The 13,498-nt window shown below is 60.4% G+C and carries 9 protein-coding genes; 3 read left to right on the top strand and 6 right to left on the bottom strand.

The features are described from left to right. Positions 1 to 116: 116 nt before the first annotated feature. On the bottom strand, positions 117 to 2,528 hold the full coding sequence (locus tag POF45_RS10075; protein WP_259496307.1) for a glucose/quinate/shikimate family membrane-bound PQQ-dependent dehydrogenase: 2,412 nt from the start codon (positions 2,526 to 2,528) through the stop codon (positions 117 to 119). 153 nt (positions 2,529 to 2,681) lie between these two features. Further along, entirely contained in the window at positions 2,682 to 4,064 is a 1,383-nt protein-coding gene (locus POF45_RS10070) for a carbohydrate porin (RefSeq protein ID WP_282315607.1), read from the bottom strand. Between the two features lie 303 nt (positions 4,065 to 4,367). On the opposite strand from POF45_RS10070, the gene POF45_RS10065 reads away from it, so the two are divergent. Both POF45_RS10065 and POF45_RS10060 read left to right on the top strand, forming a co-directional pair. Further along, on the top strand, positions 4,368 to 4,598 hold the full coding sequence (locus tag POF45_RS10065) for a VF530 family protein (RefSeq protein ID WP_007944895.1): 231 nt from the start codon (positions 4,368 to 4,370) through the stop codon (positions 4,596 to 4,598). 2 nt (positions 4,599 to 4,600) lie between these two features. Continuing rightward, positions 4,601 to 5,233 (top strand): Pr6Pr family membrane protein, encoded by a 633-nt coding sequence (locus POF45_RS10060; protein ID WP_282315606.1) that lies wholly within the window; start codon positions 4,601 to 4,603, stop codon positions 5,231 to 5,233. A gap of 134 nt (positions 5,234 to 5,367) precedes the next feature. Here the strand turns inward: POF45_RS10060 and POF45_RS10055 are convergent, their stop codons facing one another. The 4 genes from POF45_RS10055 to POF45_RS10040 all read right to left on the bottom strand — a co-directional run bounded on the left by POF45_RS10055 (position 5,368) and on the right by POF45_RS10040 (position 11,406). Then, positions 5,368 to 6,153: a siderophore-interacting protein gene (locus tag POF45_RS10055; RefSeq protein ID WP_282315605.1), complete on the bottom strand. Its 786-nt coding sequence runs from the start codon at positions 6,151 to 6,153 to the stop codon at positions 5,368 to 5,370. Beyond that, the gene (locus POF45_RS10050; RefSeq protein ID WP_259496300.1) at positions 6,150 to 6,725 is read right to left on the bottom strand and encodes a PadR family transcriptional regulator; all 576 of its coding nucleotides are present in this window, start codon (positions 6,723 to 6,725) and stop codon (positions 6,150 to 6,152) included. Before POF45_RS10050 ends, POF45_RS10055 begins: the two co-directional genes overlap by 4 nt. A gap of 115 nt (positions 6,726 to 6,840) precedes the next feature. After that, positions 6,841 to 9,951 carry a transglycosylase domain-containing protein gene (locus POF45_RS10045; protein WP_282315604.1) on the bottom strand — a complete coding sequence of 1,037 codons (3,111 nt, stop codon included), beginning with the start codon at positions 9,949 to 9,951 and terminating at the stop codon, positions 6,841 to 6,843. A 996-nt stretch (positions 9,952 to 10,947) separates the two neighbouring features. Beyond that, positions 10,948 to 11,406: an REP-associated tyrosine transposase gene (locus POF45_RS10040; RefSeq protein ID WP_259496297.1), complete on the bottom strand. Its 459-nt coding sequence runs from the start codon at positions 11,404 to 11,406 to the stop codon at positions 10,948 to 10,950. 579 nt (positions 11,407 to 11,985) lie between these two features. Between POF45_RS10040 and POF45_RS10035 the strand changes: the two genes are divergently transcribed. Continuing rightward, entirely contained in the window at positions 11,986 to 13,407 is a 1,422-nt protein-coding gene (locus POF45_RS10035; protein WP_259496295.1) for an amino acid permease, read from the top strand. Positions 13,408 to 13,498: the final 91 nt, after the last annotated feature.

The raw sequence follows: 13,498 nt of genomic DNA, 5'->3' as shown, positions 1-13,498 counted from the left end.
GAAATTTCGAACACGCAAAATTCCCTGTGGGTCGGCGGTGTGGCAGTGATTCGGCAACCACAAAAAAAGGCGACCCCCTCACAGGAGTCGCCTTTTTCTTTACTTGCCGCTAACGCTTATTCCGGCAGTTTGTACGCGATCACATAGTCGCCCATTTTGGTGCCCAGTGAGCCGTGGCCGCCAACGACGAGCAGCACGTACTGTTTGCCGTCCTTGCCGGTGTAGGTCATTGGGGTGGCCTGGCCGCCTGCTGGCAGGCGCGACTTCCACAGCTCCTTGCCGCTGTTGACGTCATAGGCGCGCAGGTACTGGTCCAGGGTGCCGCTGAGGAAGCCGACGCCGCCAGCAGTGACCATCGAGCCGCCCATGCTTGGCACGCCCAGGGTCAGGCCGATAGGCAGTGGCGAGCTGTCGCGACTGGTGCCGTTCTTGTGCTTCCACACCACTTTGCTGGTGGTCAGGTCGATACCGGCGACATAGCCCCAGGCTGGCGCCTGGCACGGTACACCGAATGGCGACATGAACGGGTGCATGGTGACTGCGAACGGCGCGCCAGTGTTGGGCTGGATGCCAGCCGTTTCACTTTCACGCTTGCTGTCGGCGGCCACTTCGGCACGCGGGATCATCTTCGAGACGAACGCCATGTAGTTCGGGTTGGTGAACAGGATCTGGCGAACCGGGTCGACCGACACACTGCCCCAGTTGAACACACCGACGTTACCCGGATAGATCAGGCTGCCCTGCAACGATGGCGGGGTGTACTGGCCTTCGTAACGCAGTTCCTTGAACTGGATACGGCACAGCATCTGATCGAACGGGCTCGCGCCCCACATGGCTTTTTCGGTCAGTTCCGGGGCCAGCAGGTTCAGGTCCGAACGGGCCTGGGTCGGAGCAGTATGGTCGCCTGCAACTGCGCCTTGTGGCACCGCAATTTCACGAATCGGCACAATCGCCGTGCCGTCGCGACGGTCCAGGACATACAGGCTGCCTTGTTTGGTCGGCGCGATCAGCGCCGGCTTCACGCCGTCGGCGGTCTTCATGTCCAGCAGGGTCGGCTGGCTAGGAACGTCCATGTCCCACAGGTCATGGTGAGTGAACTGGTAGTTCCAGCGCACCTTGCCGGTGGCGAGGTCCAGCGCCACCACGCCGGCGCTGAATTTCTCGGCGCCCGGCATACGGTTACCGCCCCACTGGTCAGGCATCTGATTGCCCAGTGGCAGGTACACCATGCCCAGTTTTTCGTCGACGCTGGCCAGTGACCACATGTTCGGCGAGTTGCGGGTGTAGGTCTTGCCCGGTGCCAAAGGCTCGGTCGCCTCCGGATTGCCGCTGTCCCAGTTCCAGACCAGATGACCGTCATGTATATCGAAAGCGCGGATCACGCCCGAAGGTTCGTTGGTCGATTCGTTGTCGGTGACGTGACCGCCCATGATCACCAGATCACGGGTAATCGCGGCCGGCGAGGTGGCGTAGTAGCCGCCCGGGGTGAACGGACCGATACCCTGGGTCAGGTCAACCGTGCCTTTGTTGCCGAAGCCTTCGCAGACCTTGCCGGTGTCGGCATTGAGTGCGATCAGGCGCGCATCGGCGGTCGGCAGGTACAGGCGACGTGGGCAGGCCTGGGCAACGGCTTTGCCGGCTTCGGTGATGGCCACGTTCGATGCGTCACCCGACTTCGCGTAGGCGTTCTCGTCGTAGTACGAAACACCCCGGCAGGTCATGTGGGCAAAGCCCTTGAAGCCGACAGGGCTCTTGATCTGCGGATCGAAACGCCAGAGCTCCTTGCCGGTGTCCGGGTCCAGCGCAAGCACTTTGCTGTGAGCGGTGCAGGCATAGATCATGCCGTTGACCTTCAGCGGGGTGTTTTCGTTTGTCAGCTCGACCGGGTCATCGGCAGTCGGCAGGTCGCCGGTCTGGATGCGCCAGGCCTCTTTCAGCTTGCCGACGTTGTCCGGCGTGATTTGCTTGAGCGGCGAATAGCGGTCACCGAATTCGGTGCGGCCATAAGACTGCCATTCGCCATCAGGCATGGCTGGCGCGGTGCTGGTCATGTCAGCCGTGTCGCGGCCCAGCTCGCCCTTGATTTCACCCGGGTGGGTGAATTGGCTGGCAATGGCGGTAGCACCGGCCAGTACCACGGCCACGCTCAGTGCGGCGGTGCCCAGCGGTGCGGCGCCGTTACGCAGCAACGGGCGGCGAAACCACGGCAACAACAGGACTACGCCGAGCGCGAACCACAGCGACAGACGCGGCACCAGTTGCCACCAATCGAGGCCGATTTCCCACAGCGCCCACACGGTACTGGCAAACAGCACCAGTGCGTACAGCCCCAGCGCGGCACGCCGTGCGGCAATCAGCAGCACGCCGGTGATCGCCAGGCCAATACCGGCCAGCAGGTAATACAGCGAACCGCCGAGCATGCTCAGCTTGATCCCCCCGGCCAGCAAGGCCAGGCCCATTAGCAAAAGCAGAATGCCGAGCAAGCTCGGTGCCAGACGGCTTCGACTCAAAGCACCATCAGTGCTCATAGTGTGGTTTCTCCGTGACGTTTAAGTAGTCCCGCGCCTTTATCACTGTAGATGACGATCTGGCGTGGGCTTGGTTCAGTTAAAACTTGTTTGGTTGGCGCGATGCCCTTGTGGGAGCGAGCAGGCTCGCTCCCACAGGTTTTGTATCGTTGATCAGAAAGACGAGGTGATCTTGATCCCGCCAATCAGCGCGTCATCGACCTTGTCCACGCCACCGGGGTGGCGGATGTATTGCAGGTTCGGGCGCACGGTCAGCCAGTTCGTGACGTGCACGCCGTAATAGAGTTCGGCGCTGTATTCGGTGTCTTGCGGCGGCAGGTACGACGGATCGTCGTAGTCGTAGACGGCGCGGGCCTGGTTGATCGCCTCGGCGTTCTTGCGGTAAGCCGGGTTGACGTGGACACGGGCCAGGGCAAAGCCGATGTCATCGCGGGCGCGGGCATCGAACAGGCCTTTGTAGACGACGCCAGCCTGGACGTAGTTGTCGACGGCGTTGGTCTTCTTGTCATGCATCGTGGCGTTGGCGAAAACGCTCAGGCCGCGAGAGTTGTCGCTGGCGCGGCGGGTGACCTGCTGTTGCACGCCCAGCCACACGCCGTGCTTGCTCGAGGCGCTGCGATACGCTTCGCCGCTCAGCGCCGCCGGCTGGCCGTTGCTGTCTTTGTAGGCGTCGGTGGCCTTGGCGTTGCTGTAGTAGTAACCAGCACGGTATTCGCCCGGCAGGCCATGGAACGTGGGCGTCCACACCAGCTCCACCGGCAGGATCGCGCCCTGGGTGCCGCTACCGCTGAGCTTGAAGCCGTTGCCGCGATCCAGGTTCGACGGGTTCTGTTCGTAAGCACCGACCTGTGCGTACAGCTCGGGCGTCAGGTGATATTTGACCCGCATCGCCCATTGGCTGACCGGCCAGTTGTACCAGATGCCACCGACCCAGTTACCGACCTGGGAGCCGCAGAACGCCAGGTTCTGGAAGTCGCAGGGGAAGCTGTTGAAGTCTTCGCCTTCACCAAAACGACCGACCTTGATGTCGAGTTTCCGGTCGAAAAATTTCTGCTGATACCACATCTGCGTCAGACGCCAGGTCTGCCCACGACCCCAGACTTCCTGGGCCGAGGTGAAACCGCCAACCCGTGGGTCGTTGATCCGGTCGTTGCTGATGTTGTTGCCATTGCGTTCGGTGACGGTCAGCTGAAATTCAGCGTCGTCCCAGCCGAGAATTTTTTGCAGGTCCAGATGCGTGCCCAGGCCGAACTGATCGCTGTAACGGGCGGTGTGGTCGTGGTCATAGCCGCCGTGCAGGTTGCTGCCCATTTCGCCGGTGTAATCGACCTTGAAGTCGTAGCCCTTTTGCGCAAGTTCGGTACGCGTGCCGTTCCAGTCGCCGAGCATCCACGGCGAGTCGCTATCAAAGGCCGGGGCAGCCTGCGCGCAGGTGGCGAGGCTCAAGGCACTGAGGCCGCCGACCAGGTTCAGGGCTTTTCGGTTGGCAACAGGGGGGCGGACAGCGCTGTCTCGCAAAGTCTGGAAATCGGGCATAGAGATGAAATTCTTGATCTTTTTCTAAGGGTGAACTGAACGCAGAAGGGTCTGCAACGGCAGCGGAAGCGTTTCAGCTTTAAGGGTGCAAGGATAATGTCCCGTTACACATAGAGAAAGAGGTTTTATTGACATGGATCATTTCGAATTTGGTAACAGTCAGGATCAAGCGATTGTCCGAGCGCAACGCTGCCTTCGGATGATCTTTCAATGTTCACCTACATTTAACAGACAGCTTCCCCCCAACGAAGCCCTCGGCTAAGGTGCGCGGCTTCCCAATCTTTCATCGCTCAAAGGCCCGGCATGACCGAACAGAACAACAACCCGCTGCACGGCGTGACGCTGGAACAGATCCTCAACGCGCTGGTTGAGCACTACGAATGGTCGGGGCTGGCCGAGCGTATCGATATCCGCTGCTTCAAGAGCGACCCGAGCATCAAGTCGAGCCTGACCTTCCTGCGCAAAACGCCGTGGGCGCGGGAGAAGGTCGAGCGTTTATACGTGAAGTTGATGCGCACCAAGCGTCCGGTCTGACGATGCTCAATCGCCCGCACATCAGACGCCGCTTCGTGGCCACGGCGGCGGTGTTGGGCTGGGCGGCCCTGGGCATTCAGCTGTACCTGATTCTCGCTGCGCGCTGGAGCATGGGCGCCAGCCTGTTGGGCGGGCTGGTGAGTTTTTTCAGCTATTTCACCGTACTGAGCAACACCCTGGTGGCAGTCGTGCTGACCTGCGAGCTGACCTCGCGACCGTCGGCGGCCCGGCGCTGGTTCCTGCAACCTTGGGTGAGCAGCGGCATTGCCGTGAGCATCGTCGTGGTATGCCTGGCCTACAGCCTGCTGTTGCGCCATTTGTGGCACCCCGAAGGCTGGCAGTTCATCGCCGACGAGTTGCTGCACGACATCATGCCGCTGCTGTTTCTGGCGTACTGGTGGCTGTACGTGCCCAGGGGCACATTGCGCCTGTGGCACATTCTGCTCTGGACAATTTATCCGCTGGTGTACTTCGGGTATGTGCTGCTGCGCGGGCATCTGTTGAGCGCTTATGTGTATCCGTTCGTTGATGTCGGGACGCTGGGTTATCCACAGGTGTTTATCAATGCCGGGGGGATATTGGCCGGGTTTTTGGGGATCGCGGTGGTGTTGGTCGGGCTGGATCGGCGGCGATAGTCTGCGAGTGTCGAAAATCAAATGTGGGAGCGAGCTTGCTCGCGATGGCAGTGGATCAGTCAACATTGATGTTGAATGTGACACCGTCATCGCGAGCAAGCTCGCTCCCACATGGGGATTTTGCTCAGGCTTGATTACTCGTCGTCGCTGCCATCCAGCCGCCAATACCCGGCCGCCTTCACGAACTGATCATCCAACCCGTGCTCATCAAGCAGCACCCGGCGAATCTGCCGCGACACTTTGCTTTCGGTCGCGACCCACGCATACAGGTTGCCGCTCGGTACGGTGATTTGCTGCACGGTGGTCAGCAGGTGATGCTTGCCGCCCTCGCGCAACACCCAGATCACATCGACCTGCGCGGCGCTTTCGAGGCGTTGCTGCTCGGCACCGTTTTCCACTTCGACAATCACCAGCGCTCGCCGGTTGGCCGCCAGGCCTTCAAGACGCCGGGCGATGGCGGGCAGGGCGGTTTCGTCACCGATCAGCAAGTAGCTGTCGAAGATGTCCGGCACGATCATCGAGCCCCGTGGGCCGCCGATGTGCAGGAACTGCCCCGGTTTGGCCTGTTCGGCCCAGGTCGCGGCAGGGCCGTCGCCGTGCAGCACGAAGTCGATGTCCAGTTCCAGGGTCTTGAGGTCGTAGCGGCGCGGGGTGTAGTCGCGCATGGCTGGCATCGGTTGATCGGTCTTGCCGGCGCCGAGAACCAGGTGCTCCAGTGCTGCCGTTTCTGCCGCGTTCTGCGGGAACAGCAACTTGACGTGGTCGTCGGTGCCCAGGCTGACAAATCCGGCCAGCTCCGGGCCGCCGAGGGTAATACGGCGCATGCGTGGCGTCAGGTCCACCACCCGCAGCACTTGCAGGCGACGGCGTTTGATTTCATGCATGACACGGTGAATGGTCGGGTTATCAACTGCACTCATTCGGCTTTCTCCTGTACGGCTTGAACGGCGGGGCCGTCGACAATGGCTTTGGCGGTGTTGTTGAGCAAGGCCGCCACACGGATGATTTCTTCAGGGCTCCAGCGACCGTGATGCAGTTGCAGGGCATGACGCAGGTTGTGCACCGCTTCGTGAATTTCGGCGGGACGGTCATGGCCACGCAGCGAACGTTTGCTGACGTCGATGCGCATGCGCACGCCTTCGAGGGCGATGGCCTGATCGCTCAGGGAGTGACGCCCGGCGTCGGTCACGCTGTAGCGTTTTTTGCCGGCTTCGGCGTCGCCCTCGATCATTTCGCTTTCTTCCAGAAAGGTCAGGGTCGGGTAGATCACACCGGGGCTGGGACTGTACGCGCCGTCGAACATGGCTTCGATCTGACGGATCAGGTCGTAGCCGTGGCAGGGCTGTTCGGCGATCAGCGCCAGCAACAGCAATTTCAGGTCGCCAGGGGCAAACACCCGTGGGCCGCGTCCGCCGCGTTCGCGGCCTGGGCGTTTCTCGAAGCCGTCGCGGCCGTCACCGTGTTCGCGGTGGTGGGAATGATGGTCTCTCATTTTTGCGTTCTCTCGTCGTGTTTAGATACAACTTAAGATATATCTTAACGAGAGTGCAAGGCACGGCGACGAACGGCGATCCGCTGGCGGCGATGCTGCTGGTGTGACGGGGGATTTATTTACCTGCCACCGTGGGCGCCTGACACAGCGTCCCGGTCCCCGGCTGCAGGTACGGCGTGAGGATCGGCGCCATCCCTTTGAGGACCTGCACCGGCAACGCCGAGGTAAATTTGAACGCCTCGGCGGAGCGGCCTGGCACAAAGGCGGTCAGGGTGCCGAAGTGGTGATCGCCGATGTAGAACACGAAGGTCGCCGTGCGGTTGATCGATTTGGAGCTGAGAATCCGCCCGCCCGCGCCAATCGCTTCGATGCGGTTATCCCCGGTGCCGGTCTTGCCACCCATCGACAGCGGCGTGCCGTCCGGCAATTTGAAGCTGCCCGCCACCCGTTTCGCCGTCCCGGCATCCACCACTTGTGACAACGCCTCGCGCATGGCCGTGGCAACTTCGGACGGCATCACCCGTTTGCCAACGTTCGGGTCGTTGATGACCTGGGTTTCATAAGGCGTATTGGCGGCAAAGTGCAGGCTGTCGATACGCAGTGTCGGCATGCGAATGCCGTCATTGAGAATGGTGCCGATCAGTTCGGCCAGCGCGGCGGGGCGATCGCCGGAGCTGCCAATCGCCGTGGCCAGCGACGGCACCAGATGGTCGAACGGATAGCCGACTTTCTGCCAGCGCTGGTGAATATCCAGGAACGCTTCAATCTCCAGCATGGTGCGGATACGGCTGTCGCGGGCGCTCTTGTGTTTGCTTTTGAACAGCCAGCTATACACCTCTTGACGCTCGAACTCGCTGGCTTTGACGATCTGGCTGAACTTGGCGTCCGGGTTGTTCAGCAGGTAACCCATCAACCACAGATCCAAGGGGTGGACCTTGGCGATAAAGCCCTGATCCGGCAGATCGTAGGCGCCGGGGCCGTAGCTTTGATAGAGCCTGTCGAGGCGGTCATCCGTGAGTTTTTCCGGATCCTTGACGTTTTTCAGGTGCGAACGCACGAAGGTATTGAAACTCTCCTGACTGGCTTGCGGCTGCAGATAACGATGTACGGCGGCCAGGCGCATGGCGGTCGGGTGCATGCCGTCGAGGAACGTGTCGAGCCGTGCCTGGGTGTCCTTGTTCTGATATTTCTTCCAGAACCGGAGCAGGAACGCGGTGCCTTCACGGTCGGCGAATTGCGCCAGGTATTCCTGGCGCCGTGGATCGCTGTCGTCCTTGAGCAACTCGGCGCTGTTGTTGGGGCCGGAGTAGGTGCTGTAGCGCACCAGATCGCGCATCAGCCGAATGAACGGCAGGTTGATCGACTCACGCAGGGCATCGCGCAGGCTGGGCATGCGGCCGTTGTCTTCGTTACGAAAGTTGTGGAATACGTGCAGGCCGCCACCGGTGAAAAACGCCTCGCCGGGACTGGCCGAGTATTTGCGGTCCAGCGCCTCACCGAGCATTTTCGGCAAGTTGCGGTCGCTGTTGGCCATCAGGTAATCGACGGCCCAGCGACTCAGGCGATCCTGATCGTTGATCTCGACTTTCTTCAGCTCGGCGTTGCTCTTGTCGGCGTACTTGTCGTGCAGTTCGGAGATGATCTGCAAATAGGTGGTCAGCACACGCATCTTGGCAGTGGAGCCCAGCTCCAGTTTGCTGCCTTCATTGATGTCGAACGGCTGGTCGGTGCTGTCGGTCTGCACCCGTACCCGCGAGCCGTCCGGAGTCAGCTCGAACAGGGTGAAGCTGTAGCGCACGGCCGTGGTGCTGGTGGGGGTGAGCAAGCGTTCGCCGAGCAGGCCGATCTTGCCGGCGAACACCGGGTCGGCGAGGTTTTTCAGGTACTCGGTGGCCTGGGTCTGCAAATCACCTTGCAGGGTACTGGTGGCCGACAGGTCAAGGCGGTCGAGGTCGTACAGTGGGCGATTGAGCATCGAAGCCAGTCGGCTGCGGGCGACACTGATGCCTTTGTTGGTTTCGATGGGCTGAATGGTCGGCTGGGTCAGCCAGTCACGGTAGGTCACCTTGCTGGCCAAGGCGGCGCTGGCCAGCTTTGCATCGATCACGTCGTTCTGGGCCAACAGGCGAATGTGGCTGTCGGTGAGGTCGGCCAGCTCTTCGTGGCCTTTGGTCAGGTAGTGGGAAGGACGACGCTGGGCGATCATCAGCGAGAGCATTTCGCGCAGGGCCAGGCCTTTGGCGGCCATGGTTTTCCGATCAGTGGCGGTGCTGGTCAGGCTGGCATTGGCCTTGGCGAAGTCGGCCCCGTACCAGACCCGCAGGCCTTCGGCCATGCCGTGCACTTCACCGTGCCCCGGTACGGCGGATAACGGCACGCTGTTGAGGTAGTCGCGTACCACGTTCTGCCGCGCCTGCAGGGTTTGCGGCCCGAATTGATAGGCGCGCACGCTGGCGGAAATCATCTGACGGATTTTCTCCGCGCCCGAGACGGTCAGACCGTCGGGAGAGTGGCGGTACTTTTCAAGCTGTGTCGCCAGGGTACTGCCACCTGCCGATTGCCCCGGCAGGTGGATCAGCTTGGCGATCTGCGACCACGCGGCCATGCCGAATCGCGGCCAGTCCACAGCAGGATTGGCCTGCGGCTGGGCCGGGTCGAGCAGGAAGCGGTTTTCGATAAACAACAGGCTGTTGATCACCACCGGTGGGATCGACTCGAAACTTGAATAGAGCTGCTGTGGGTAATTGAAGTGATACAGCGGCGCCGCACGGCAATCGGTGATCGACAGCCCGGCCTGGATTTTCTCCGAATAGGGCACGAACAGGCCTTTGTCGCTGTAGCTCATCAGGGCAGGGGAGAAGCGGGTTTGCGCGGCAATCACGTAGTCGCGCTTGAGCAGGCGTGGCAGAAACTCACCCATCGAGCTGTAACCCAGACGCAGGTCAAAAGGGCCGTCGCCGGGGTAGCGAATGGCATCGCTGGGGCCGGGTTGCAGGTCATAACTCAAGGACGCGGCGTACTTGCTGACTTCCCGGGCTTGAAGCTTCGAGGTGCGCATCTCCCGCATCGCCGCCATACACAGCGCAATCAGGATGATCAGCAGCAACACAAAGAACGCCTTCCAGCCATGCCGGTGACGGCGTTTTTTTGCGGGTAAAGGCGCTTGATCCACAGGCTCAGTCGGAACCACAGGTTTGTTCGAATCGGTTTGCCATAGAGCGCCCATAGTCGACTGATCCATTCACGCAGATTGATCGGACTTGTCTGAAGCTTAGACGGTGGTTGGCGGTGGGGGAAAAATTGTCGATTCCAGGTTTTGAATTTGGGTATTGGCTGTGTTTTATGAAAATGACTGATAACCCCGTGGCGAGTGAGCTTGCTCGCGCTGGACTGTGCAGCAGGCCCATTTTTTGTGAACGCTGCGCACTCAAGCGCGAGCAAGCTCGCTCGCCACAGGGTGTGTGGTGCCGGATATAGCTGATTCGAAACCCTAAAAAGTCCCGTGTGTGGTGCCGGATATAGCTGATTCAGAACCCCTAAAAGTCCCGTGGCGAGCGAGCTTGCTCGCGCTGGACTGCGCAGCAGGCCCCTTTTTGTGAGCGCTGCGCACTCAAGCGCGAGCAAGCTCGCTCGCCACAGGGTGTGTGATGCCAGATATGGCTGATTCAGAAACCCTAAAAGTCCCGTGGCGAGCGAGCTTGCTCGCGCTGGACTGCGCAGCAGGCCCCTTTTTGTGAGCGCTGCGCACTCAAGCGCGAGCAAGCTCGCTCGCCACAGGGTGTGTGGTGCCGGATATAGCTGATTCAGAACCCCTAAAAGGTCCCGTGGCGAGCGAGCTTGCTCGCGCTGGACTGCGCAGCAGGCCCCTTTTTGTGAGCGCTGCGCACTCAAGCGCGAGCAAGCTTGCTCGCCACAGGGTGTGTGGTGCCAGATATAGCTGATTTAGAAACCCTAAAAGTCCCGTGTGTGGTGCCAGATATAGCTGATTCAGAACCCCTAAAAGGTCCCGTGGCGAGCGAGCTTGCTCGCGCTGGGCTGCGCAGCAGGCCCATTTTTTGTGAGCGCTGCGCACTCAAGCGCGAGCAAGCTCGCTCGCCACAGGGTGTGTGATGCCAGATATGGCTGATTCAGAAACCCTAAAAAGTCCCGTGTGTGGTGCCGGATATAGCTGATTCAGAACCCCTAAAAGGTCCACAGTCAATGGTAAGTCAGGGAGAGGTGCTCAGAGCCAGCAGGCATCCCACAGTGGGTAATCGCCGATTTTCTCTACCAATCCTGCGCGTAAGGGGTTGGCCACGATATAGCGAGCAAACGGTCGCAGATCTTCATCATCACGAATCGCCCGGTCGTGATAGCCGGTTTGCCAGAATGAGCCTTGAGTACCTGAAGCCCGGTTGATGTTCAGCGTGCTTCGGGACTTGATGGCCTGCATGAGCTGCGCCAAGGATCGCTGCTCAAGTTGCACCAGCCAATGAAAGTGGTCCGGCATGATGACCCAGGCAATCGAACTGACCCATTTTTGCTCGTGGGCTCTCCTGAATTCAGTGACAAGTAAACGTCCCAGTTGCCAGTCAGTGAATATCTGTCGGCGTTGATGCACAACCACCGTGATCAGATAGCCTCGACCCTTTTCTGAATGGCGTCCTTGGCGGAGTCGATGTGAGTTGGGACGTTCTTGCATTCCATTGCCTGCTCTTTAAATTCCTCAACTGATCCTAGCCCGCCACCTTCCTACCCATGTCGGCAACGATTGTCTGAAGATTCCGAATCCATTGAAGGATCTAAACCCGTATGGCTGTTGTGGCGAGCGAGCTTGCTCGCGCTGGACTGCGCAGCAGGCCCCTTTTTGTGAGCGCTGCGCTCTCAAGCGCGAGCAAGCTCGCTCGCCACGGCTCTGTAGTGCCTGATATGGCCGGGTTAGAGCCTTTCAGCGGGTAAATACGGCCAAAGCAGGGGCATGACGGTGCACCATTGCTGTGCAATACTCGGCGCCGTTTCGGTCGGGCTTGAGGGCGATAAAACCAGGTAATGCCCCTCCGTAAACCCCGCGTTTGCCGAGAGTTCCCGCTGAATGTTGTGATTTATAGAGTGAAAACCCCTGTCGCGAGCTTTTTATACTGCACGCCCCGCTGATCCTGACGGTTTGTCCTGCAAGGACGGTCCTGCCCATGAAGCAGGCCCGGTTTGGCGAGCAATGGCTTATCGGTCCGCGCTCGACACTCGGCGGTCATATCCAATAACAAGACGAGGTTGTACCCCTATGCCAGTCGGCAATCCCCTGCCCCATGGCGAGACCGCTCAGGGCGGCCCGCTCAAACGCGAACTCGGCGAACGGCATATTCGCTTGATGGCGCTCGGCGCCTGTATCGGCGTCGGTCTGTTTCTCGGCTCCGCCAAGGCCATCGAAATGGCCGGTCCGGCGATCATGCTGTCCTACATCATCGGCGGTCTGGCGATTCTGGTGATCATGCGTGCCCTCGGCGAGATGGCCGTGCACAACCCGGTCGCCGGCTCCTTCAGCCGTTATGCGCAAGATTATCTGGGCCCGTTGGCAGGCTTTCTCACCGGCTGGAACTACTGGTTCCTGTGGCTGGTGACCTGTGTCGCGGAAATCACCGCGGTAGCGGTGTACATGGGTGTCTGGTTCCCCGATGTACCGCGCTGGATCTGGGCGCTGGCCGCTTTGATGAGCATGGGCACGATCAACCTGATCGCGGTGAAGGCCTTCGGCGAGTTCGAATTCTGGTTCGCCCTGATCAAGATCGTCACCATCATCGCCATGGTGATCGGCGGTATCGGCGTGATCGCTTTCGGTTTCGGCAACGACGGCGTGGCGTTGGGCATTTCCAATCTGTGGGCCCACGGCGGCTTCATGCCCAACGGCGTGCAAGGCGTGCTGATGTCCCTGCAAATGGTGATGTTCGCCTACCTCGGTGTCGAGATGATCGGCCTGACTGCCGGTGAAGCGAAGAACCCGCAGAAGACCATCCCCAATGCGATCGGCTCGGTGTTCTGGCGGATCCTGTTGTTCTACGTCGGCGCCTTGTTCGTGATCCTGTCGATCTACCCGTGGAACGAGATCGGCACCCAGGGCAGTCCGTTCGTGATGACCTTCGAGCGTCTGGGTATCAAGACCGCCGCCGGCATCATCAACTTCGTGGTGATTACCGCGGCGCTATCGTCCTGCAACGGCGGCATCTTCAGCACCGGGCGTATGCTCTACAGCCTGGCGCAGAACGGCCAGGCGCCTGCCGGCTTTGCCAAGACCTCCAGTAACGGCGTGCCGCGTCGGGCGCTGCTGCTGTCGATCTTCGTGCTGTTGCTGGGCGTGCTGCTCAACTACATGGTCCCGGAAAAAGTCTTTGTCTGGGTCACCGCGATTGCCACCTTCGGGGCGATCTGGACCTGGGTGATGATCCTGCTGGCCCAGCTCAAATTCCGTAAAGGCCTGAGCGCCAGCGAACGTGCCGGCCTGCAATACAAGATGTGGCTGTACCCGGTCAGCTCCTACCTGGCACTGATATTCCTGGTGCTGGTAGTCGGTCTGATGGCGTACTTCCCGGACACCCGTGTGGCTTTGTATGTGGGCCCGGCGTTCCTGGTGCTGCTGACGGTGCTGTTCTACGCGTTCAAGCTGCAACCGAACAATGCGCCACGCGGCGCGGCGCGGTCGGCTTCTTGAACCCGTAACGCCTGACATGCAAAAGCCCCGGTCGAGGTGATCGGGGCTTTGTATGTTCAAGATCAAAAGATCGCAGCGTGCGATCTTTTGA

The organism is Pseudomonas fungipugnans (assembly GCF_029955235.1).
Lineage (GTDB): Bacteria > Pseudomonadota > Gammaproteobacteria > Pseudomonadales > Pseudomonadaceae > Aquipseudomonas > Aquipseudomonas fungipugnans.
This window is presented reverse-complemented; position numbering and strand designations above follow the sequence as displayed.